The sequence below is a fragment of the Mycolicibacterium aichiense genome (assembly GCF_010726245.1).
In the GTDB taxonomy this organism is placed as follows: Bacteria; Actinomycetota; Actinomycetes; order Mycobacteriales; family Mycobacteriaceae; genus Mycobacterium; species Mycobacterium aichiense.
In genome coordinates, this window is the sequence record NZ_AP022561.1 from 4,607,942 (window position 1) to 4,629,156 (window position 21,215).

Consider the following 21,215-nt stretch of genomic DNA (forward strand, 5'->3'; position numbering starts at 1 on the left):
CCTATGCGGTTGCGGACTGCACGGAAAACGGCTCGGTGGTGCGCGCGGCGAGATACTCAGGACGCGGCTCGGCCGCCGCGAAGGGCTGGCAGAGTTTGTTTTCGACCGAGTTGAACACCAGGAAGATGTTCGACCGTGGGAACGGTGTGATGTTGGATCCCGATCCGTGCATGATGTTGCAGTCGAACCACAATCCGCCGCCGGGCGGGCCGGTGATCTGGTCGACTCCGTGCCGATTCGCTGCCGCGGTCAGGGTTGCTTGATCGGGCACACCGACTTCCTGCCGGACCAGCGAGGACGTGTGGTTGCGTGTCGGCGTAGCACCCACGCACGGGAAAAACGTCCTATGCGATCCGGGCATGACCATGAGTGAGCCGTTGTACGGATAGTTCTCGGAGAGCGCGATCGAGCACGACACCGCACGCATCGTCGGCATACCGTCCTCGGCGTGCCAGGTCTCGAAGTCCGAATGCCAATAGAAGCCGGTCCCTGTGAATCCCGGCATCAGGTTGACCCGGGCCTGGTGCAGATAGACGTCGCTGCCGAGCAATTGACGCGCTACCGGTAGAACGGTGTCGAGGCCGATCACTTCTGCGATGACGTCACTGAACAGATGCGGCTCGAACACCGAGCGGATGCCGCCCTGCCGTTCGCGAACGATGCGCGGATCCTCATCATCGATCAGGCCGCCGATACGAGCCAGCTCATCACCCATCGGTCTGAGCCAGTTCTGTCCGAGTGTCTGAGGACGAGTGAGGTAGCCGTTGGCTGCCATCGTTTTCAGGTCATGCTCGGACAGCGGTCCATCGTTGCCCTCGCCCCACACCGTCGGCTCGATTCGAGCGATCGGGTCGGCCGGGCGCTCGAGCCGGGTCGGGTAGTTGTCGTGGGGGTGACCGCTCACCTGACGGGCTCCGCGGGCGGGTAGGTTCCCGTCTCGTCATGTACCTCGGTACCGGTCACCGGCGGATTGAACACACACATCATCCGCATCTGTTCGGTACACGTCACCCGATGGCGCTCATGGCCATTGAGCAGATACATCGTGCCCGGGGTGAGCGGATACTCCTCACCGGTCTCGTGGTTGGTCAACGTCCCGCTACCCTCGACAACCCACACGGCCTCGACGTGGTGGCGGTAGTGGAACTCGCTGACCGAATCGCTGTTGATGGTGGTCTCGTGGAACGAGAATCCAACTCCGTCGCCGGCAAGGATGATGCGCTTGGACCTCCACTCCTTGGCGGCCACGTCACGATCGGTGCCGGTTATCTCATCGGTGGTACGGACAATCACAGGTGAACTCCTTCTGCTGATCTGGCGGATGTCAGGACGACGTGCTGGCGACCGCCTCGGCGAGTATGTCGATGCCGAGCACGATCTCGGCGTCCGGAGTCGTCAGTGGTGGTAGCAACTTGACCACTTCGTCTGCGGGGCCGCTGGTTTCCATCAACACGCCGCGCTCGAAGGCGGCACGGCACACCTTCGCCGCCGTCGGCGCGTCGTCGAATTTCAACCCCTGCGCCATACCACGTCCGCGGGCGCTGATCTTGGGGTTCGAGGTCGCAATGGCATTCAGGCGGTCTCGCATCAGGCCGCCTTTGGCCAGGGTCTGGTCAGCGAAAGTGGTGTCCTGCCAATACGCTTCGAGCGCCGCTGTGGCCGTCACGAAAGCCGGGTTGTTACCGCGGAAAGTGCCGTTGTGTTCCCCTGGTGCCCACACATCGAGGTCGCGCCGGAACAACGTCAGCGCCAGCGGAAGCCCGTATCCGCTGATCGACTTGGAGAGTGTCACGATGTCGGGCTTGATCCCGGCTTCCTCGAAGCTGAAGAACCTGCCGGTCCGGCCACAGCCCATCTGAACATCGTCGACGATCAGCAGGATCTCGCGCCGATTGCACAACTCGGCAAGAGCGCGCAGCCACTCCGCCCGAGCCACGTTGAGCCCGCCCTCGCCCTGCACCGTCTCGACGATCACCGCGGCTGGATGGTTGAGCCCGCCACCGGAGTCGTCGAGCACTCGCTCGAACCAGTGAAAGTCCGCGGTGACGCCGTCGAAGTAGTTGTCATACGGCATCGGCGTCGCGTGAACCAATGGGATACCCGCTCCGGCACGCTTCATGGAATTGCCGGTCACTGACAGCGACCCCAATGTCATTCCGTGAAAAGCGTTGGTGAAGTTGATTACCGACTCGCGGCCGGTCACTTTTCGTGCCAGCTTCAATGCCGCCTCTACCGCGTTGGTGCCGGTGGGCCCGGGAAACTGCACCTTGTAGTCCATGCCCCGCGGGGCAAGAATCAATCGCTGAAACGTCTCCAAGAATGCGGTCTTCGCCTCGGTTGCCAGGTCCAGCGAGTGCACGATCATGTCGCGGCTGAGGTAGTCGAGCAGCGGCCGCTTGAGGAGGGGGTTGTTGTGCCCGTAATTGAGAGCCCCCGCGCCGGCGAAGAAGTCCAGATAACGTCGGCCGCTGGTATCGGTCAACCAGGAAGCGCTGGCTCCGGCCATTTCCACCGGCCAGCCGCGGCAGTAGCTGCGCACCTCCGACTCGACGGCGTCGTAGACGTCAGGTAGCTGAGAGTCATTGAACGAAGGCACCATTGCCTGGGTTGTCATGTTTCCTTTCGGGGTGGGTTCAGTCGGAAAGTGCTGCCGCGATAGGCCCGATACGCAAGATCGGTTCGTCTTCGTGTTCGCACTCGGGGTCGAGAAGCTCGGCGCCGAAGTAGGGCCGCTCGGTCATTGGGACGCCATGACGGCGGGCGAAGCCACCGAACAATGCGCGGGACGGCCCATTGGTGGGGCCCACCGTGGCTTCGACGGTCAGAGGATGGCCGTGCCGGGCTCGGCGAACGCGTTTCACGAGCTCGTCGAGCATCGCCGCCGCCAGGCCGGTGCCCCGCACGCGTTCGGTCACCGCGACCTGCCAGACGAACAGCACCTCCGGCCTCTCCGGGGGGTGATAGGCGGTGATAAGACCGCATAGCTCGCCGTCCCGGTCCGCCACAATGGAGGACTTGGCAAAATCCGTGGCCAGCAGCAGATATGCGTATGTCGAATTCACGTCGAGCACCCCTGTGGCGTCGACCAGCTGCCGCATCGCGACAGCGTCGGTTGAGGAGGGGCACCGTAGGTGTCGTTCCCAGGACACGTGTTGCCTGGTCACGCCACCTGAATCAATGGTCCACGGAGTCTGCAGCCCGTGGGTGTTGGAAGCATTCATCTCGGGTTGAAATCTCACCACCGAACAAAGTCATCGTCGTCGTCAGTTCAAGTCTTCGGCGAGCTGACCGTAGGCCCCGCAAAGCGTTGTGAGCAAGCTGTGAGACTGCACCTTGGACGCGGCGAGGCGGTTGCGGCGTCTGTGCTACCTGCGCCGATGGGACGCAGCGCGATCCTCGTCACCCCATCCGCCGTTACCAAATCGTTACCATGCACTCACACGTCATGATTGCTCTGAGGCAACCATTGCCTGTGGTAAATCTTCGCTCGACCACTGAACGTCTGCCCGGTGGTGCGCGCCCCGCCTCGCGCCACAGCTGTGTCGAGCAAGCTACATGTCGGCCCATTTAGCTGTGCACAATGTGATTGCGCACTGAGCTCGGACCGTTCCGCACCTGCTCAGAAGATGCGATGATAAAGCGTTGCAAGCCAGGACTTCCTGCATATCAGGCGGTCGCCCGATGCAGTGCAACGACTCGACGACAGCTCGCTCACCGACAGGAATGGAACTCCGATGAAGGTTCTCTACACCGCTGAAGCACTGGCCACCGGCGACGGCCGCGACGGGCACGGCCGCACCTCGGACGGCAAGGTGGATGTCGATCTGAGCATCCAGAAGGAACTCGGTGGCACGGGTACCGGAACAAACCCCGAGCAGCTGTTCGCCGTGGGTTACGCCGCGTGTTACCACTCCGCCCTGCGGCTCGTGGGCCGCCAAGAGAAGGCCGATGTCTCCGATTCAGCTGTGGGAGCCAAGGTTTCACTCGGCAGCAACGATGCGGGCGGCTTCGTCCTGGCGGTCGAGCTGGAGATCGTGCTACCCAACGTCGACCATGAGACGGCCGTCGCGCTGGCCGACAAGGCGCACCAGGTCTGCCCGTATTCGAACGCCACCCGGGGCAACATCGATGTGACGTTGACCGTCACCGACGACTGAGGTCAGGCCAGGAATCCAAAGCTACGAGAAGTGCGTCTGCGCCCGGGGCAACGCGGCGCCGTCGACGCTGATGTCGAGCTTCTCGTTGTAGAAGGCGATCATGTTCCCGATCGGCGCGACCGCAGGCAGCGGCGTGTTGTAGGTCCAGGCCAGATCGGGATGCAGGGTGTCGCCGACCCGCACCGACCAGTAGCCCGAGGTGACGCCCTTGTACGGGCACAGAGTCTGGGTGTCCGACGGCTCGAGATGCACGAAAGCGACGTCGGTGCGGTCGATGTAATACCTTGTCGGCAAACCGGTTTCGAACAACAGAACGGGACTGTGGGTGTCCGCCAGCACCACGCCGTCGAGTTCGACCCTGACGTGACGGTGGGAACGCAGCGCATCGACCCGCGCGTAGGGGTTGCGCGGGTGGCCATAGATCGGCTCGTCCTCCTCGAACCAGCTCAGCGCTGCCCAGTCGAATCGGACGAGCCCGGCGACCGGGCCCTCTCCCTCGTCGAACACTCGCGCCGCCGCGGAGTGCGTCTGCGCCCCCGCGGTCAGGGCATACGTGCGCGACGGGCCGAATTGCACGCGCTGTGGATGGTCCTCGTCCTGGAGGAACTCCGATCGCACATCTGCGAGCGGGATGTAGTACTGCGGGTAGTACGGGACCTCCCATACGTACCGCGCAGCCGTGGTGTCGAAGATCAACTCCGTGCCGAGGAAGCCGCGGACGCGGCGGGGCACCGGTTCTATCCGGCCGCGCGCCGCGGCCACCTGTGGATAATCAGTCGCCGGCTGCTCGGATGCGGTATTCACATGGGACTCCCTTGCCGTGGATCACGTCACCTTCCATCATGACGAGTGGCGGGGCGGGTAAACCAGCGGCGGTGAGACTCAACCAAGGAGCGGTGCGATGACACGAGCGGGCTCGGACGCGATCCGCGCGGAAACCATCACGATCAAGGGACACGGCGGCGACGAGATCGAGGCCTACTGGGCGGGACCGCTGACCAGCGGTTCGCGCGGGGGTCTGGTGTGGATCCACCACATGCCCGGCTACGACAGGGAGACCAAGGAGTTCGTTCGCCGACTCGCCGTCAGCGGCTACCACGTGGTGTGCCCCAACCTGTATTCGCGGGAGGCGCCGGGCGCCGATCCCGACGATGCCGCGGCCGCCGCCCGTGCCGCGGGCGGCGTTCCCGACGAGCGCCTTGTCGGCGATGTCGCCGGCGCGGTCGCCCACCTCGGTGGACTGCCGGGCGCGAACGGGAAATTCGGCGTGATCGGTCACTGTTCGGGTGGACGTCACGCGTTCCTGGCGGCATGTTCGTTGCCGTTCGACGCCGCGGTCAACTGTTACGGCGCGTTCATCGTCGAGGATCCGCCGGAGGGAATGCCCAAGGCGATGAAACCGATCCTCGACCTCGCGCCGAGTCTGAGCGCTCCGATGCTCGGACTGTTCGGGGCCGAGGACAGGTTCCCGACGCCCGAAGCCGTGGCGACCCTCGACGCGGAGCTCACCCGGCTCGGCAAGCCGCACGAGTTCCACAGCTATGACGGTGCGGGGCACTCGTTCTTCTCCGTCGACCGGCCCGCCTATCGCGTCGACGCCGCCGTCGACGGCTGGCGGCGCATCGACGCTTTCTTCGCCGCCCACCTGAAAGGCTAGGTCTGCCAGCTCATGTGCACCTATCTCACCGAACGCGTCGCCATCGAGGGCAGTGGTAAGGGCGCGACAGGATGGTTCGGCGCCGACCGGGCCACCGTCTACGTCGACCACCCGGTGCACGCGCCATACACCCACACCGTGAACATCGACGTGCTCAATCCGGCACTGGGACCCGCCGCCCGCGTGGCACTGGAGCTGACCGAGGAAAGTGCGTTGGCACTCGCCGACGCCATCCACCGGGCCATCGGGCACGCCCCGGCCGGCCTCGCATCGCGAGACCAGTAGCGCGCGGATCAGCTTCTGGCTCAGCAGAATTCGTACTGAACGTCCCAGAAGCCGGGCGCCGGATCCCACCGAGCCGAGAAATGACCGCCCAGCGCCGGATTGGCGTCGTTGATCATTCCCTGCCCGCCGAAGCCCGGGATGAACCCGGGCGGGTCCCAGGTGATCGACTGCGGATCACCCGGCGTCTCGGGGGTGCAGCCGATCTGCTTGACGAAATAGCCGTCGGTGATGGTCCACTCGGCGCTGGCCTGATCGGGACTCGGCGGGGGTGGTGCGGAGTGCGCGATCCCGCTCGCACCAGCGATCAACGTGGCGGCGATCCCGGCCACGAGTCCGAAGCTACGTCCGTACGGCATCGGACCACGGTAGACCACACCGGGACGTTCGACAGGGCAATCGCCGTCACCGGCGGACGTCTTGCGGTGCCATCCCCGGGGTGCCGGCGGCGATGACCGCGCGATTGCGTTCGGCCACAACGGCAATCGGCATCTTGACCTGCCAGCGGTCGTAGCTCAAGAAGCCGTTGACCTCATTCTCGACGTCCGTGGTCTGGGTGTAGATCGCCCCGGACAGGCCTGTCCTTCGAACGATGTCTTCCAGCCTGCGGCTGACTTGGACATACCGTTCGGTGAGTCGCGCCGGGCTGCCGGCCATTTCGTAGGCCTCGGGTCGACCGGGCCAGCGATTCTGGTCGAGCACCAGTCCCAGCCCACCGTATTCACCGTCGACGCGTACCCGATTATCCACCGGGACGGGGCCTTTCGAGTGCGCCTTCATCAGGTCGTCGTGGATCTGCGGTTCGCCGGGGCCGACATAGGTGTGGTCGTCGTAGATGTCGCCGGCCAGGGTGTCGCCACGGGACTTGCAGCAGTTCACCCCGCTGTTGGCGTCCACCATGCGAGTGGGGTCTGCCGCCTTCGTGACGCCGGCGATCCTGGCGGTGTCGAATTCTCCCCAGCCCTCGTTGAACGGCACCCAGCCGACGATCGACGTCACGCTGCGCAGCTGGTCGATCATGGCCAGCAGTTCCTTCTCGAAATTGGCCTTCGCGGCGGGTGACGGCTCCGGAGCGGGACCCACCGGGATGTCCAGGGATACATCCAGCGACGGCATGTCTTGCCAGACCATCAGCCCCAGCTTGTCTGCCCAGTAGTACCAGCGCGCGGGCTCCACCTTGCCGTGCTTGCGCACGAAGTTCATGCCCAGTTCCTTGATCCGCACCAGATCCGACTTGAGCGCGTCGTCGGTGGGCGCGGTGTAGATGCCGTCGGGCCAGTACCCCTGATCCAGGGGGCCGTGCAGGAAGGTGATCCGGTTGTTCAACGCGATTCGCGGCCGGCCCTGCGGGTCGGGCATGGTGCCGATCGTGCGCAGCCCGGCATAGCTGGACACCGCGTCGACGACCCTGCCCGACGGATCCACCAGCGCCACCTTCAGGTCGTACAGGTACGGATCGTCGGGTGTCCACAGGTGCGGCTCCGGCACCGGCAGACGAATGGTGTCACCGGCTCCGGACGAGCCGACGGCGACCACCCGGCCACCGTTGGGCTTGACGACGAAGACCACGACGCGCTGGCCCTTCGTTCCGGCGATGCGCGGGGTGACCGTCATACCCGTCAGATCCGTGCTGATGTCCACCTTGTTGATGTAGGTGGCGTGGACCGGCTCCATCCAGACCGTCTGCCAGATCCCGGACGCGCCGGTGTAGAACAGCCCCTTCGGTCGATTGCGTTGCTTACCGATCGGGAACGGGTTGGCGTCGTTGCGGTCCTGGACGCGGACGGTGATCTCCTGGGGGCCTGGCCACTGCAGCGCCCGGGTGATGTCGACGCTGAATTCGGTGTAACCGCCTTCGTGCCGGGCCACCTCGTGGTTGTTCACCCAGACCGTCGCGATCTGATCGACCGCACCGAAGTGCAGCAGCACATGCTGTCCCACCCAGTTGCTCGGCACCTTGACCACCTTGCGGTACCACATCTCGTCGTCGTGGCGCTGGATGCCGGACAGGGCGGACTCGACGGGGTACGGGACGAGGATCTGTTCGCCGTATGCGCTCGGCGCGGGAGGAGCGGGCAACACCGTGCCCGCCGACCGACCCATGTAACCCCACACACCGTTGAGGTTCATCCAGGACGCCCGTGTCATCTGCGGGCGCGGGTAGTCGGGCAGCGCGTTGTCCGGCCCAACCAATTTGGTCCACGGGGTGGGCAGCGGCGCAGCCTTGGGGTGCCACATCACGACGGCATTCGCGGGCGGGTTTGCGATCATCGTGAGAAGCAGCAGAGCCAACGCGACCACGACGCCACGGCCGGCCCACACCCGTCCGCGGGTTGTCAGCGCTTGGCGATCGGTGACGATTGTTCCCCCCGAGTTCGAGACGGCCACGGCGCGCGCCCCGCGCACGGCCGCATCTATACAGCAAACGACTCGACCCGGTCCTGACATGGATCCCACGGCACTGCGCGACAGCGCCGCGAAACAGACCGGAAGATACGATTGCCTGAGGCACTTTAGCCCGCCGGCAGCGAGGTAGCCACTGCCTGAGAGGGTGTTTCGCCCAGCAATGTTTGAGTCGTCGAGGCGGCCGGACGGCATGCTGGGCATTGCGGCGCCGCGGCGGTAGCCGTCTTGGCATTCGCCGGCCGCGAGGTGAACATTCATAGCTTCCAGCAAACGTGCCGAGGTGGGGAGTCGAGGCACGGCCGCGTATGGCACCATCTGGAACGTGGTGTCCCGGGCTGTCAGCGGCGCAACGATCCCGGTGATCGCGCTCACCGGCCATCTGGGCGCGGGTAAGACGACGCTGCTCAACCATGTGTTGCGCACCCCGCAGGCTCGGATCGGAGTGGTAATCAACGACTTCGGCGAGATCAATGTCGATGCGGGTTTGATCAGCGGGCAGATCGACGAGCCCGCCTCGATTGCCGGCGGCTGCATCTGCTGCCTTCCCGACGACGGCCAATTGGACGCCGCCCTGGCTCGGCTCGCGGATCCCAAGCTGCGGCTGGACGCCATCATCGTGGAGGCCAGCGGGCTTGCCGATCCAGCGGCACTGGCCCGCATCATCGGGTTCAGCGAGATCACCGGAGTTCGCGACGGCGGCGTCGTCGATGTGGTCGATGCCGTACAGCATTTCGACACCGTCGACCGCGGCGGCGTCGCACCGGCCCGCTACGGCGCGGCGACGCTGGTGGTCGTCAACAAACTCGATCAGGTCCCCGCGGACGACCACGATGCCGTGCTGGCAAGGATCGAAGCCCGGGTACGGGAACGCAATTCACGTGCCCACGTCATCGGTGCCACGAACGGAAACATCGACCCGGCCCTGCTGTACGACGTCGCCGCGGCGACGGGCGAGACCGGCCAGTTGTCGTTTCGCGACGCGCTGTTCGAAGAAACGGTCGGTGAGCACGACCACGTGCACGCCGAGTCGGTGACGGTGACCGCCACCGAGCCGATCGATCCGGCGCGGCTGCTCGAACTGCTCGAGTTTCCGCCCGCAGGCGTGTACCGGATGAAAGGGCGGGTGGCGGTGCGGCATCGCAGCGCGGTGCGGGGCTTCGTGGTCAACGTCGTCGGGCCTACGGTGCACATCGCACGAAGCGCCACCCCGTCCGGAACGGACACCCACCTCGTGGCGATCGGAACCCACTTCGACACCCAGGCGGTGCGGACCCTGATGACCGATGCGCTACGGCCCGCCGACGGGCCGGTGTCGGCGACCACCCAGCGGCGCTTCCAACGCTACCTCGCCAAGTCCTGACGGCTCACAGGTCGACGACGACGTCTTCAGCCGGAGCGGCGATGCACAGCAACACGTTTCCGTCGGCCGGTGGTTCCAGCGGCTCGAGTTCGTAGCGCACGCTACCGGCCAGAAGCGCCGTCTCGCAGGTATGGCACACCCCGGTGCGGCACGACCATTGGGTGGGTACATCGCAGGCTTCGGCGAACTCGAGCAGGCTGGAGTCGGTGGGCCGCCACGGCGCGGCGAGCGCGCTCCGCGCGAATTGCACGCTGGGTCCCGGACCGGGCGGGCCTTCGGGCTGGTGTGGCGGACGCGCGGTGGCCGCCGCGATGCCGGGCGTGATCGCCGTATGGGCGCCGAACCTCTCGGAGTGGATGTCGCGGGCGTCGATACCAAGTGTGAGAAGGGCCTCGCTCACCGCGTCCATGAATGGTTCCGGGCCGCAGATGAAGACCTGCGCGGCGACCGGTAGGCCGAGATCGCTCAATGCCTGCGCCGTCAGCCGGCCCTGTTGATCGAACTCGACACCCACCCGGTCGGACGCACTCGGGCGGCTGAAGAATACCCGAGACATGCTGTGCGGCATTCGATTCAGCAGATCCCTGACCTCTGCAGCGAACGGCTGCTCGGTGCCGTCCCGCGCGCCGTGCAGCCACCAGAGTGGGCGCTCGGAGCCGCTCTGGGCCAGCGAATGCAGCATCGACAACACCGGAGTCACCCCGACACCCGCCGATATCAGGACCACCGGCCGCGCGCTGTCGTCGAGGAAGAAGCTCCCCCGCGGCGCCGCGACTTCGACGAGGTCGCCGACCGTCACATGATCGTGGATGTATGCGCTGACCGTGCCCATCGGTTCGCGCTTGACGCCGATGCGGTACTCGGGCATGCCCGGCTCGTTGGACAGCGAGTAGTTGCGCACGAGCGGAGGCCCGTCGGGATCAACCGCCATCCGCAGTACGACCGATTGGCCGGCAAGCCATTTCGGCAACGGCTCACCGGCGGGGTCGGCCAGCGACACCGAGCGGACATTGCGGCTCTCGTCGCGCACCGCCGTCACTTTGAGCGCGCGGAAGCCCGGCCATACCGGCGGTGGTGGCGCCACCCCGGTCAGCCCGGTGTTGCCCGTTGCGGAGCCTTGCTCCAGCAGGCTCTGCAACGAGGTCTTCCACCCGGGGCTCAACGCCGGGACCGCGAGAGCGCGCTGCAGGGCGTCACCGGAATGCCCGGGAAGGTAGAGCAGAGCGTCGATCTCGGCGACACTGACCTGCTGTGGACCGTCTGCGATCTTGACCACCTCTTGGCCGGCCATGAGTTCGCCTTCGGCCAGCACCCGGCAGTAGAACCCGGGCCGGTGATGTGACACCAGCAGGGCGGCCATTCGCGGCTCGCCCAACCGCATTCCGACGCGATAACACGTGACCCGGGGCTGGGTCACCTCCAGGACCACCTCGCCGATCTGATACCGATCACCGATGCAGACCTCGTCGTCGGGCAGCCCGTCGACGGTCAGGTTCTCCCCGAAGACACCCGGCCCCAAGTCGTCGCGACCGAGCTCGTCGGCCCAATACTCATAGGAGGCAACCTGGTACACCAGGACGGCACGGTTCTCACCGCCGTGACCGCCGAGATCCCCCTGGCCGTCACCGTCGACGTTGAGCCGGCGCACCATCCGCGGACCAGACACCGGGGCCTTCCAGGCGCCGGTGTACACGGTGCGCCCGTTCCACGCCACATCCTTGGGGAGCCCTACATTGACCGAGACCAGTGTCGCCATTGGCTGATCACCCCTTCGGGTCGTCGAGTTGGGCACGCAGGCGGTCGTTTTCAGCCTGCAGCTCCGCCAGCTTGGTGCGTAGGGGTTCCAGCGCGGGTTCGAGTTCAGCCGCACTGAAGCGCGGGGTGATGTGCTGCTGGCAGTTCCAGTCGTATGCCTCGACATCGATCAGGACGGCCCGCTCGACCACCGAGTCGTCGGTCTGATCGGTCAAGGCTTTCAGCAGCTCCGGGTCGTCGTCGGCGGTCACGATGCGGGCGTGCCCGAAGATCTTCAGCCGGCGCTGATGGGCGTAGTCGAGGACGATGATCGCCACCCGATCGTCACCGGTCATGTTGCCGGTACTGATGTATTGCAGGTTGCCCCGAAAGTCGGCCCAGCCGATGGTGTGGTCATCGACGACGTGGATGAATCCCGGGTTGCCGCCGCGGAACTGAACGTACGGCCACCCAGTCTCCGACACCGAAGCCAGATAAAAGCCGTCCCGCTCGCTCAGGTAGTCCTTCTCGTCCTCGGTGAGCGGGTCGCGTCCCGGGGCGGCCTTACCGGCCACGATCTTGCGGCCGTAGAACGCGTCGCTGCCATGATCGCTCTGGACGGCGCGGACATCGTCGGTGAAGGCGATGGACGCGTAATGCTTGCTCATGTCGTCTCCCTGTCAGCTCGGGGTCACCGCAGCGGAATATCGCGGCCTCGTTCGTTTTCCGACCGGGGCCCGAAGTAACGTCGTTCGGATTCGTCGATGACGACGTCGTTGATGCTGGCCTCACGACGGCGCATCAACCCGTCGTCGGCGAACTCCCACAGTTCGTTGCCGTAGCTGCGCCACCACTGGCCGCCTGCGTCGCGGCATTCGTACTGGAAGCGCACCGCGATGCGGTTGCCGTGGAAGTCCCACAAACTCTTGCGCAACGCATAGTCGAGTTCGCGCTCCCATTTGGTGGTCAGGAACTCCACGATCTGCTCGCGGCCGGTGACGAACTGATCGCGGTTACGCCAGAGGCTGTCGGCGGTATAGGCCAGGCTCACGCGCTGCGGGTCACAGGTATTCCAGGCGTCTTCGGCGGCCTGAACCTTCTGCAGCGCAGCTTCGTGGTCGAAGGGCGGGAACGGTGGCCGGGATTCCGTCACGTCAAGCCTTCCGTCGGAACTGCCATGGCTGCGACCACGTCGTCGGTACTCAGCACAGCGTGCGCCAGAAATGCGTAATTGACCAGCGCCGCCTGATATCCGTCACCTCGGGTCGGATGTCGTGGGCCCGCGGTGGCGTCGCGGACCACCGCCACCTCGAACCCCTGCTCGAGCAGATCCCGCAGATGGGACTCCACACAGATGTTGGCGAGCATGCCGCACAACACGACCTTGGTGATCCCGCGCTTGCGCAGTTGCAGAACCAGGTCGTTGGTCTGAGGTCCCCACACCTTGTGGGGGCTGGCCACGATCGTCGAACCGTCGGAGATGAACGGCTTGAACTCCTCGAGCCAGTCGGCGCCGGATCCGTCGAATCCGTCCAGTGTCAAAGCACCGCGGCGGGCGAACGTGCCGGTGGCCAGTTCGTCGGACTCCAGCGGTCCGTTGAACAGCCAGCCGTGGTCGGTGGGATAGAAGTAGTGCGGCGAGATGACCACCGGGTAACCGGCCGCCTTGGCAGCGGTGAAGATCTCGACGAGGTGTCCCACCGTGTTGTTCTCCGTCACCGACGCCGCCAGAACCTCCCAGTTCTTACCCGTCGGGCTCAACACGTCGTTCTGCGGATCGATGACGACGACGGCGGTATCGGTGGGGTCAATATCCATCTGGCGAGTGTGCCACCCCGCACTGCACATGTTGTGAAACGTTTCTGAACGCGCAGCGGGCAGACTTACGATGCGTGACACGTCACATTGTTCAGACAGGAGAACCCCGCGTGGCCGCACGCCGTAAGAGCTATCCGCTCAACGCTTCCCAGCAGCGGACCTGGCTGAACTACATGCGGGTGTATCACCGGCTCGAATACGAGATGAACCGGCAACTGCTGGCCGACTGCGGACTGTCGCTCAGCGACTACACGGTGCTCAACGCGCTGTCGCAGGCGCCGGGCCGACGTACCCAACTGACCGCGCTGGCGACCACGATCGGCTGGGAACGCAGCAGGCTGTCCCATCATCTTCAGCGGATGAACGGTCGCGGCTTGGTCGAACGTGTGCGATCGGACACCGATCGGCGATCCACCGACGTGCTGCTCAGCGACGCCGGCTGGGACACGCTGCGTTCGGCCGCGCCGCTGCATGCGGAATGGGTTCGCACGTTGTTCTTCTCCGACCTCGACGACCGCCAGGACGAGCAGTTGGCCGACATCCTGGCGGTCGTCTACGACAGCATCCTGCGGGAGGGAACGCTGCCGCGCCCGGATCAGACCTGAACGGACCCGCCGTCGACGAAGATCTCAGACCCGGTCATGAAGCTGCTCGCGTCGGAGGCGAGAAACGCCACCACAGTGGCGATTTCACCGGGGTTACCGACGCGGCCCATCGGCACCGTCGCGGCCTCCCCGTCGAGTAGCGCATCATGCTGGCCACTGGGAGCCAGACCCTTGAGCCCGGGTGTCTCGATCGGCCCGGGGACCACGGTGTTGACCCGGATCCTGCGGCCGACCAATTCAGCCGCCCAGGTCCGGCCCAACGAGCGGATGGCGGCCTTCGATGCGGCGTAGGCACCGAAGGCGGGCACTCCGCGGCTGGCGGCCGTCGACCCGGTGAGCACGATCGAGGCGCCCTCGTTGAGCAGGGGCAGCATCTTCTGCACGGTGAAGACCGTGCCGCCGACGTTGCGGGTGAAGGTGTCGGCCAGGTGTTCGGGTGTCTCCTCCTCCAGAGTCGCGAACTCGCCACCGCCCGCGTTGGCGAAGATCACGTCCACGCCGCCGCCACGTTGCCCGATCACCTCGGCGAGACGGTCGAGGGCATCGATATCGGTGACGTCGGCCGCGACTGGAGTCGCGGCGTCACCGATCGTGGCCGCCGCCGCATCGGCCCGCTCCTGGGTTCGTCCGGTCAGGAAGACATGCGCGCCTTCGGCCGCCAGGTGTTGCGCGGTCGCCAGGCCGATGCCCGACGTGCCGCCGGTGACCAGGGCTGTCTTGCCGCTCAGTTGACCCATGATTACTCCTCGATGTGTGGGACGTATAGCCAGAAGAACTACGTGACATGTCACGTTATTCCACCGTGGACGCCGACGCGGCGGTCCGAACCGAACCACTCGCAGGCAATCACACGTCGCGGTCGCGAAATTGCCGATAGGTTTTGACCCATGGTCCCCGAATGGCACGTCGGACCGGTGGCGATTCCGGTGCACAGTCTGTTCGTCGGACTCGGGGTGGTGACCGCGATGGTCGTGTTCATGGTCGAGGCGCGTCGGCGAGGGGCCGTCAACGACCAGTCGCTCGTCGCGGTCGCCGGAGCGCTGGTCGGCGGCGCGATCGGAATGCGCCTCTCCGGCTGGGCACGTCACCTGGATCTCGCCGCCAACCCCACGTTGGCACGCGCCTGGGAGTACGGCTCCAAAAGCATTCTGGGCGGCCTGCTCGGAGCCTACGTCGGGGTGCTGATCGCCAAACGACTCGGCGGGTACCGGGGCAAGACCGGCGACCTGTTCGCACCGGCGGTGGCACTCGGGATGGCCGTCGGCCGGATCGGGTGCCATCTCACCGAAGCGCCCGGTCGGCCCACCTCCCTGCCCTGGGGTGTACACGCCGCCGCCAGCACACCCGAATGCCCCGGCTGCCTCACCGGCCAGGCGATGCACCCGTCGTTCGTGTACGAAATCGCCTTCCAGCTGGCGGCTTTCGCTGCGCTGATGTGGCTGCGGCCCCGCATCACCAGGCCGGGTGAACTGTTCGTCATCTACGTCGCGGCATACGCCGTGTTCCGCTTCTTCGTCGAGTTCACCCGCGCCAACCAGACGGTGTGGCTGGATTTGACTCGGCCGCAATGGTTCCTGCTGCCTTCGCTCGCCGTTGTCGGCGTTCGGATGTGGTATGGCTACCGCCGCGGCTACTATCGCTTCCCAGCGCAGCGGCAGGAGGTACACGCATGACGACTCCCCCACCGGGCGACGACGAGAAGGGGAACGGCGAGAAGGGCGACGACGTCCCACCGGAGCAGCCGCTGCCGCCCGCCTATCTGCCGCAGCCGCCGTGGTACCCGCCGCCCCCGGGATACCCGCCGCCGCCGGGGTATCGGCCGCCGGGTCAGTACGACTACCCGCCACCTGTGCCGCCGCCGTGGCAACCACACTCCCCGCGCATCTCGGTCGGGATGGTGTTCCTCGGGGCGTTTCTGTACATGCCGCTGAACTTCGTCATCGCCTTCGCCGTGCTGGCCATGTCCGACGGGCGCGGGCACGGCACCGTGGTCCTCGGCGCAGTGGTGTTGGCGCTCATCGCTTTCGGCGGGGGCGGTGTACTGCTGGCCACCGGGAAGGCGAACGGTAAGGGGCTGGGCCTCGGCCTGATGATCGGCTGGGCGGTGCTATCCGTCGTCTCCGTCGGATTCTGCACGGGTCTCAACCCCGAGCTGTACGCGTGACCGCCGGGATGGGGTTGCGCGGCGATCGGTTGTTGCGTTACGTCACCGCCTTCTGCCCGTCCTGCCACGACGAGGCCCCCGAAAAGTCGCTGGCCGATGTCGCCCGCCTCAGCGGCCGGCTCGTCGAGCGTGACCAGCGGGTGTGGCTCGAGCGTGGCTGCGGGACGCACGGTTTGGTGAGCACTCTCTACGACGAGGATCCGGAGATCCTGCGCTACCTGGAGGAATGGACTGCGCCCACCAAGGCCCACACCCCCGATGTGGCGGGAAATTTCGATCCGATCCCGTCGGCGTATCTGCGCGGACTGCCGGAGATGCAGACCCAGCACACGTGCATCCTTCTCGAAGACATCGCCGAAACCTGCAATCTGCGCTGCCCCACCTGCTTCACGGGTTCCTCACCGGACCTGCGCAACGTGGTCGCCGTCGCCGACGTGCTGGCCAACGTGGACCAGCGGCTGGCCCGCGAGAACGGCCGCCTCGACGTGCTGATGCTCTCCGGTGGAGAGCCGACACTGCACCCGGCGCTTCCCGAGCTGTTGACCGAACTGACCTGTCGGCCGATCACCCGAATACTGATCAACAGCAACGGCGTTCGCATCGCGAACGACGACGGCCTGCTCGACCTGCTCACCGAGCACCGCGACCGCGTCGAGGTGTATCTGCAGTACGACGGTCTCACCGAGGCCGCACATCGCCATCATCGCGGCGGGGATCTGCGCGCAGTGAAGCACGCCGCACTGCAACGGTTGTCGCAGCGGGAGATCTTCACGACGCTGGTGATGACGGCTGCCCTCGGGGTGAACGACACCGAGATCGGCGACATGGTCACGCTGGCTCTGGCGACACCCTACGTCGGCGGGATCAGCATCCAGCCGCAGTTCGGCTCCGGCCGGTCCGGGCACATCGACCCTCTGGACCGGCTCACCCACACCGGGGTGCTCAAGCGGCTCGGGCCGCAGACCGACGGCGCGGTGACGTGGCGCGACCTCACCGCCCTACCGTGCTCGCACCCGCACTGCTGCTCGGTCGGATACCTGATTCGTGACGACGCCGGCGCGTGGCGCTCGCTGGTGTCGCTGCTCGGCCACGACGGCCTCAAGGCCAGACTAGGGCTGGTGTCGAATCGGATCGCCGACAGCGAGCTTCCCCAGCAGCTGCGCCTGGCGGTCAAGGAATCATTGCTCGGCCTGCTCTCGGAGCAGTCGTCGCTGTCGCACCCCGATATCGGCGATGTGTGGCGAACCATTTGCGAGAGTTGCGATCTCGGCATGAGCACGCTACTCACCATGGCCTCGTCGGCGCTGCCCGGACGGCGTCGCAAGCTCCGCCGAATGCTGGGCGAACGGGTCGTCCGCATCACAATCAAGCCGTTCATGGACATGTCGACCATGATCGAGGAACGCCTGGTGCAGTGCTGCGTGCACGTCGGCACCAGCGCAGCTCAGCACCAGTGCGCGCCGTTCTGTGCAGTGCAGGCATGGCCTGCACTTGCCCGCCAGCGCATGTCGATCGCAGCGGGCCAACAACTTCCGCTGCTCGCGGTCAGCCCGCGGGCTGGGGACTGACCGGCGTCGCGTTTCGTAACTACTGGGCTGCGACGTGCGTTCGGCGCGCGTCTCGAGGGATCAATTCGACTGTGTCACCGACGTCGATGACGACGACGTCGTCGTCGGGCACGAAGGGGATTCCGAGCAGGCCGTGGAAGCTGTCGGTCTCGACGAAGGTGTGCGCGCGGGCGAACAGGGGCTGTACATCGAAGACGCGGACCCGCAGCTTCTCCCGGCTGAGCCTGCCCAATTCGCGGCCGGATTCGGGATCGGTGATCACCGGACCCGACGTAGAGTGCACCGCGAAGATCATGCCCGGTCTCACCCCGGCGTCGCCGCCACGGTTGATGACGAGCGTGTAGTCGTCCTCGACCAGAGCGACCTGACCGGTGATCGTCGGTGCGGTCACGATGCCGCCAGCGAATTGCTTTCTGGCAGAGCAGAAGCCGACCCGGCGCGGATCCTCGGCCGCAAGGCGTAGTCGTCCGCACGAAGCGACAGGTCGACATGGCTCGGCGGGTCCTGCTCCGTCCCCAGCGTGAGCTCGACCGCCGTCTTGGCCTGGAACAACGCGATGACAGCCTGCTGGTGTTGCTCGGTGCCGAACGCGTTGAGAGCCAGCGCCAGCTTCTTGTCGACGTACTCGACCGAGCGCCGCAGGTCGGATTGCGTCGGTTCGGCCGACGTGAAGTGCTCAGTCGTGTCGATACCCAGTCCCCGATACCACCGGTGGCCGAGCGCACCGAGGATTGCGGCGCAGACCGGGATGACGACGACGGTGCAGACCAGGCCCGCAGTCGAGTGCAGGGTGATCGCGCCGACGATGCCGAGGAGCATCCCGATGCCCGCGGCACCGAACAGCTGCACGGCCGCCGGCACGCCTTCGATCACCCGCCACATCTTGGTGACGGCGAGCGCTGAGTTCCTGGCGAAAGCGGCGATGAAACGGCCGATGCCGATGACGGCCTTGAGCGCCACGCGACCGACGTCGTCGGCCTGCTTGCGCGTGATCGGCGACTTCGGCATGGACCAGGTCCGCGGCTTGGGCGGCGACACGGGAGCTGGGTCGGCCGGCGGCTCACCGGCCATGGCCTCGGCGGACGCCTCCGGTTGCGATGTCGGGCGCTCGACCGGCGGTTCCTGGTTAGTCACATTGGTATCAGCAGCCACACCCGTATCATCGCCCGACGCGGTCGAAACGTGGCCCTGGCGCGCCGAGGGCCCGGCTACCGAGTTTGGAACGCTGACCGGCGGCTACCCGGCCGCGGCTTTTGCCGGCGCCTTCGCCCGCGCGCTGGATCCCTTGCCGGACCCGGCCGCCGCCGGGGTGCGCTTGGCGGTGGTTTTGTCGCGAGCTGCGGCACTACTTCCCTTGCTCGCCTTGACATCACGGTTCGTGGTGGCTTTGGGGGCAATGGGCGTCGTCACGGTGGCGGTGGGCGCGGCGGCCAGAACGGACTTCGGCACCTCGTTGACCGCGGCCAAACCGCTCGGCGCAGCCACACTCCGAGCTGTGGCGGTGGCGGTGGCGGCGCTCGCGGGCGGGGTCCACCCGATGGCCTTGGCGATGGCTCTGGTGAAGTCCATGAACGCCCCGATGGGCCCGACACCGGTACCGGTGGCGAGCGGGACGTGGATGTGGAGGACACCGAGCAGGTTGTTGTCGTATGCGAAATCCAGCGCATTGAAGATCGAGCCGCCCGGGCTGAGTAGACCGCCGAGTGCGACCCCGACTTGCACGCCGGCCGGGAAGCTGACTCCGATCACCGGTCCGAATGTCTTCGCCAGCGCCGTCAGGTCGACGTGCTGGCCGCCGTTGAGGAATGCGTCGGTCATGGCCGCGGGGATGTTCGTCAACGTGCTGAGCGCAGCAGCCACGTCGGGCGTCGGCGAGGTGAGTTCCGCCCGGATCGCATCCACGCTCGACGACAACACGATCAGGGGCCCCAGCACCGGACCGGCCATGCCGAGGATCAAACCGCTCAGCGCAGTCGTCGAAAAGCCCAGCAACTGCCGCCCAGTCGGGGAGATGATGAGGTTCAACGCTTCTGGGACACCGGGCAACTGCAAGACCGCAGGCAGCAGTTGGTAGAAGGTTCCGTGGGTGGGGTCCAGAGTGCTCAGATCGGGAGCGGTCGGTGCGGCCAGCGCGGCCCGGAGATGGGTCTGGATCTGGTTGGCGACGGCGGCGAAGTCAGGCAGCTCTTTGAGGTAGGAGATCTGGTTGGCGACGATCTGCTGCAGCACGGGAGCCGGCGCCTGTCGCCAGGTGTCGAACAACGCCTGCGCGTTCTGGCCGGCTCTGGTGAAGATGTCCGCCCAGTCGGTGCTCGCAGCCAACTGGATCGCAGGCGCGGCGTGAATGTCCAGTGCCGCCGGGCCCACCGGGCCTACCGGGCTGATCGCGATGGCGCCGGCGCCGACCACTGCCGCCGTGGCGGCAACAAAGGGCCGAGGGACTGCATACATAGTGACTCCCCGTCGTCGTGTCACCCCTGACCCGTGAGCAACCTACCCCATGGCCGGGGCCGAAAAATCGAATTCGACAGGGATGAGCCGTGTTTGGACCGTTCGGCCGGTCCCGCGGCTCCCGGTGTGGCACCTTCTGGCAAATCGCTCAGCGGCCTGCGAACGCAGGCTTTGCCGCATCTCTGTCCGCGTGCGGCTCCCCCAGCGAACGAAAACGCGACCCGCTATCGCTGCCAGTCGCTGGACCCGTCGACCCTGGTGTAGGTACCGGTCGAGTTCTTCACGATGATGGGGTCGCCGGCGCCGAAGTTGTCGTAGAACCAGCGGGCGTTGGCTGGGCTGATGTTGATGCACCCGTGGCTGACGTCGCGCTTTCCCTGGTCGTCGACCGACCAGGGCGCGCTGTGCACGAAGTTGCCGCTGTCATCGAATCGCACGGCGAGCTCGACCGTGGTCTTGTAGCCGTACGTGGAGTTGACCGGGACCCCGTAGGTCGAGGAGTCCATCACCACCGACGGCATCTTCTCTTGCACGTAATAGGTCCCGTTGGCGGTTTGATGCCCACCTGCCGCCATGCCCATCGACATCGGGATGGTCTTCTCCACCACCCCGTTGCGAGTGACGGTCAGCTGATGGGTGGCATCGTCGGCAGTGGCGATCAGCGTGTCACCGGTGCGGAAGGTTGACACGGTACCGCCTGCGTCGACAGTCACCGCGGTGTGCGCAGGCCAGAAGCTCAGCGGGCGCCACCGCAACTGGGTGGGGGTCATCCAGTAGAACTTGCCGGGGACCGGTGGGTTCGACGAGACGTGGATGGCGTTCTCGGTGGCGCCGGAGTCCTCCACAAGTCCGGGAAAGTCGATGATGATCGGTTGAGCCACGCCCACCGTCGAGCCGTTCGCAGGAGCTATTCTCGGTGGCCCGAACGGCGCGACGCCGATGAACGGCGTCGGGTCCTGACCCGCGGCCGGATCACCCGGATCCGCCAGCGCCGGTGCAGCATTCGCCATCAC

The 21,215-nt window shown here is 66.1% G+C and carries 24 protein-coding genes; 8 read left to right on the forward strand and 16 right to left on the reverse strand.

The genetic code is table 11. From position 1 onward, the window contains the following. Position 1 precedes the first annotated feature (1 nt). From thpD to ectA, 4 genes are read right to left on the reverse strand one after another with little or no spacing between them, the layout of a single operon-like run. Positions 2-904 carry an ectoine hydroxylase gene (gene thpD / locus G6N32_RS22210; RefSeq protein WP_115321896.1) on the reverse strand — a complete coding sequence of 301 codons (903 nt, stop codon included), beginning with the start codon at positions 902-904 and terminating at the stop codon, positions 2-4. Beyond that, complete coding sequence (locus tag G6N32_RS22215; RefSeq protein ID WP_115321897.1) at positions 901-1,293, reverse strand: ectoine synthase; 393 nt, start codon at positions 1,291-1,293, stop codon at positions 901-903. The genes thpD and G6N32_RS22215 overlap by 4 nt, the downstream gene beginning before the upstream one ends. 31 nt (positions 1,294-1,324) lie before the next feature. Beyond that, positions 1,325-2,614, reverse strand: a complete 1,290-nt coding sequence (gene ectB, locus G6N32_RS22220; protein WP_163789389.1) for a diaminobutyrate--2-oxoglutarate transaminase — start codon at positions 2,612-2,614, stop codon at positions 1,325-1,327. A 19-nt stretch (positions 2,615-2,633) separates the two neighbouring features. Continuing rightward, positions 2,634-3,221 carry a diaminobutyrate acetyltransferase gene (gene ectA / locus G6N32_RS22225; RefSeq protein WP_115321899.1) on the reverse strand — a complete coding sequence of 196 codons (588 nt, stop codon included), beginning with the start codon at positions 3,219-3,221 and terminating at the stop codon, positions 2,634-2,636. 513 nt (positions 3,222-3,734) lie between these two features. Between ectA and G6N32_RS22230 the strand changes: the two genes are divergently transcribed. Beyond that, positions 3,735-4,157, forward strand: coding sequence for an organic hydroperoxide resistance protein (locus G6N32_RS22230; RefSeq protein WP_115321900.1), 423 nt, complete (start codon positions 3,735-3,737; stop codon positions 4,155-4,157). A gap of 21 nt (positions 4,158-4,178) precedes the next feature. Here G6N32_RS22230 and G6N32_RS22235 read toward each other — a convergent pair whose 3' ends face one another. Continuing rightward, positions 4,179-4,961 carry a DUF427 domain-containing protein gene (locus tag G6N32_RS22235; protein WP_115321901.1) on the reverse strand — a complete coding sequence of 261 codons (783 nt, stop codon included), beginning with the start codon at positions 4,959-4,961 and terminating at the stop codon, positions 4,179-4,181. 97 nt (positions 4,962-5,058) lie between these two features. Between G6N32_RS22235 and G6N32_RS22240 the strand changes: the two genes are divergently transcribed. Both G6N32_RS22240 and G6N32_RS22245 read left to right on the forward strand, forming a co-directional pair. Beyond that, positions 5,059-5,814, forward strand: a complete 756-nt coding sequence (locus tag G6N32_RS22240; RefSeq protein ID WP_115321902.1) for a dienelactone hydrolase family protein — start codon at positions 5,059-5,061, stop codon at positions 5,812-5,814. Between the two features lie 12 nt (positions 5,815-5,826). Then, positions 5,827-6,099: a DUF6295 family protein gene (locus tag G6N32_RS22245; RefSeq protein WP_115321903.1), complete on the forward strand. Its 273-nt coding sequence runs from the start codon at positions 5,827-5,829 to the stop codon at positions 6,097-6,099. A 20-nt stretch (positions 6,100-6,119) separates the two neighbouring features. On the opposite strand, the gene G6N32_RS22250 is transcribed toward G6N32_RS22245, so the two are convergent. Together G6N32_RS22250 and G6N32_RS22255 are read right to left on the reverse strand one after the other, a co-directional pair. Continuing rightward, positions 6,120-6,455, reverse strand: coding sequence for a hypothetical protein (locus G6N32_RS22250; protein ID WP_115322080.1), 336 nt, complete (start codon positions 6,453-6,455; stop codon positions 6,120-6,122). 46 nt (positions 6,456-6,501) lie between these two features. After that, on the reverse strand, positions 6,502-8,367 hold the full coding sequence (locus G6N32_RS22255; RefSeq protein ID WP_115322081.1) for a glycoside hydrolase family 2 protein: 1,866 nt from the start codon (positions 8,365-8,367) through the stop codon (positions 6,502-6,504). Between the two features lie 460 nt (positions 8,368-8,827). Between G6N32_RS22255 and G6N32_RS22260 the strand changes: the two genes are divergently transcribed. After that, entirely contained in the window at positions 8,828-9,862 is a 1,035-nt protein-coding gene (locus tag G6N32_RS22260) for a CobW family GTP-binding protein (protein WP_170310642.1), read from the forward strand. A 4-nt stretch (positions 9,863-9,866) separates the two neighbouring features. Here the strand turns inward: G6N32_RS22260 and G6N32_RS22265 are convergent, their stop codons facing one another. From G6N32_RS22265 to G6N32_RS22280, 4 genes are read right to left on the reverse strand one after another with little or no spacing between them, the layout of a single operon-like run. Beyond that, positions 9,867-11,618 carry an MOSC domain-containing protein gene (locus G6N32_RS22265; protein WP_115321904.1) on the reverse strand — a complete coding sequence of 584 codons (1,752 nt, stop codon included), beginning with the start codon at positions 11,616-11,618 and terminating at the stop codon, positions 9,867-9,869. A gap of 7 nt (positions 11,619-11,625) precedes the next feature. Next, entirely contained in the window at positions 11,626-12,264 is a 639-nt protein-coding gene (locus G6N32_RS22270) for a pyridoxamine 5'-phosphate oxidase family protein (RefSeq protein WP_115321905.1), read from the reverse strand. A 23-nt stretch (positions 12,265-12,287) separates the two neighbouring features. Continuing rightward, entirely contained in the window at positions 12,288-12,749 is a 462-nt protein-coding gene (locus G6N32_RS22275; protein ID WP_115321906.1) for a nuclear transport factor 2 family protein, read from the reverse strand. After that, on the reverse strand, positions 12,746-13,414 hold the full coding sequence (locus G6N32_RS22280) for a cysteine hydrolase family protein (RefSeq protein ID WP_115321907.1): 669 nt from the start codon (positions 13,412-13,414) through the stop codon (positions 12,746-12,748). The genes G6N32_RS22275 and G6N32_RS22280 overlap by 4 nt, the downstream gene beginning before the upstream one ends. A 110-nt stretch (positions 13,415-13,524) precedes the next feature. Here G6N32_RS22280 and G6N32_RS22285 point away from each other — a divergent pair, with 110 nt between their 5' ends. Further along, complete coding sequence (locus G6N32_RS22285) at positions 13,525-14,019, forward strand: MarR family winged helix-turn-helix transcriptional regulator (RefSeq protein WP_232077250.1); 495 nt, start codon at positions 13,525-13,527, stop codon at positions 14,017-14,019. Here the strand turns inward: G6N32_RS22285 and G6N32_RS22290 are convergent. Next, entirely contained in the window at positions 14,010-14,756 is a 747-nt protein-coding gene (locus G6N32_RS22290; RefSeq protein WP_115321908.1) for an SDR family oxidoreductase, read from the reverse strand. The two genes, G6N32_RS22285 and G6N32_RS22290, sit on opposite strands and share 10 nt — an antisense overlap. A gap of 150 nt (positions 14,757-14,906) precedes the next feature. Here G6N32_RS22290 and G6N32_RS22295 point away from each other — a divergent pair, with 150 nt between their 5' ends. Genes G6N32_RS22295 through G6N32_RS22305 form a run of 3 tightly spaced genes read left to right on the forward strand, consistent with a single transcriptional unit; the run spans position 14,907 to position 17,751 of the window. Continuing rightward, positions 14,907-15,692: a prolipoprotein diacylglyceryl transferase gene (locus G6N32_RS22295; protein WP_115321909.1), complete on the forward strand. Its 786-nt coding sequence runs from the start codon at positions 14,907-14,909 to the stop codon at positions 15,690-15,692. Next, a complete protein-coding gene (locus G6N32_RS28980) occupies positions 15,689-16,183 on the forward strand; it encodes a hypothetical protein (RefSeq protein WP_232077252.1) in 495 nt (164 codons plus the stop codon). The genes G6N32_RS22295 and G6N32_RS28980 overlap by 4 nt, the downstream gene beginning before the upstream one ends. An 8-nt stretch (positions 16,184-16,191) precedes the next feature. Then, the gene (locus tag G6N32_RS22305) at positions 16,192-17,751 is read left to right on the forward strand and encodes a radical SAM protein (RefSeq protein WP_163789581.1); all 1,560 of its coding nucleotides are present in this window, start codon (positions 16,192-16,194) and stop codon (positions 17,749-17,751) included. A 19-nt stretch (positions 17,752-17,770) separates the two neighbouring features. On the opposite strand, the gene G6N32_RS22310 is transcribed toward G6N32_RS22305, so the two are convergent. The 4 genes from G6N32_RS22310 to G6N32_RS22325 form a co-directional block, all read right to left on the reverse strand. After that, positions 17,771-18,142 (reverse strand): hypothetical protein, encoded by a 372-nt coding sequence (locus G6N32_RS22310; RefSeq protein WP_172507331.1) that lies wholly within the window; start codon positions 18,140-18,142, stop codon positions 17,771-17,773. Further along, positions 18,139-18,903 carry a hypothetical protein gene (locus G6N32_RS22315; RefSeq protein WP_232077253.1) on the reverse strand — a complete coding sequence of 255 codons (765 nt, stop codon included), beginning with the start codon at positions 18,901-18,903 and terminating at the stop codon, positions 18,139-18,141. Before G6N32_RS22315 ends, G6N32_RS22310 begins: the two co-directional genes overlap by 4 nt. Positions 18,904-18,987: 84 nt before the next feature. Further along, positions 18,988-20,202 (reverse strand): outer membrane porin GjpA, encoded by a 1,215-nt coding sequence (gene gjpA, locus G6N32_RS22320; protein WP_147292073.1) that lies wholly within the window; start codon positions 20,200-20,202, stop codon positions 18,988-18,990. 224 nt (positions 20,203-20,426) lie between these two features. Then, positions 20,427-21,212 carry a L,D-transpeptidase gene (locus G6N32_RS22325; protein ID WP_410432334.1) on the reverse strand — a complete coding sequence of 262 codons (786 nt, stop codon included), beginning with the start codon at positions 21,210-21,212 and terminating at the stop codon, positions 20,427-20,429. Positions 21,213-21,215 lie beyond the last annotated feature (3 nt).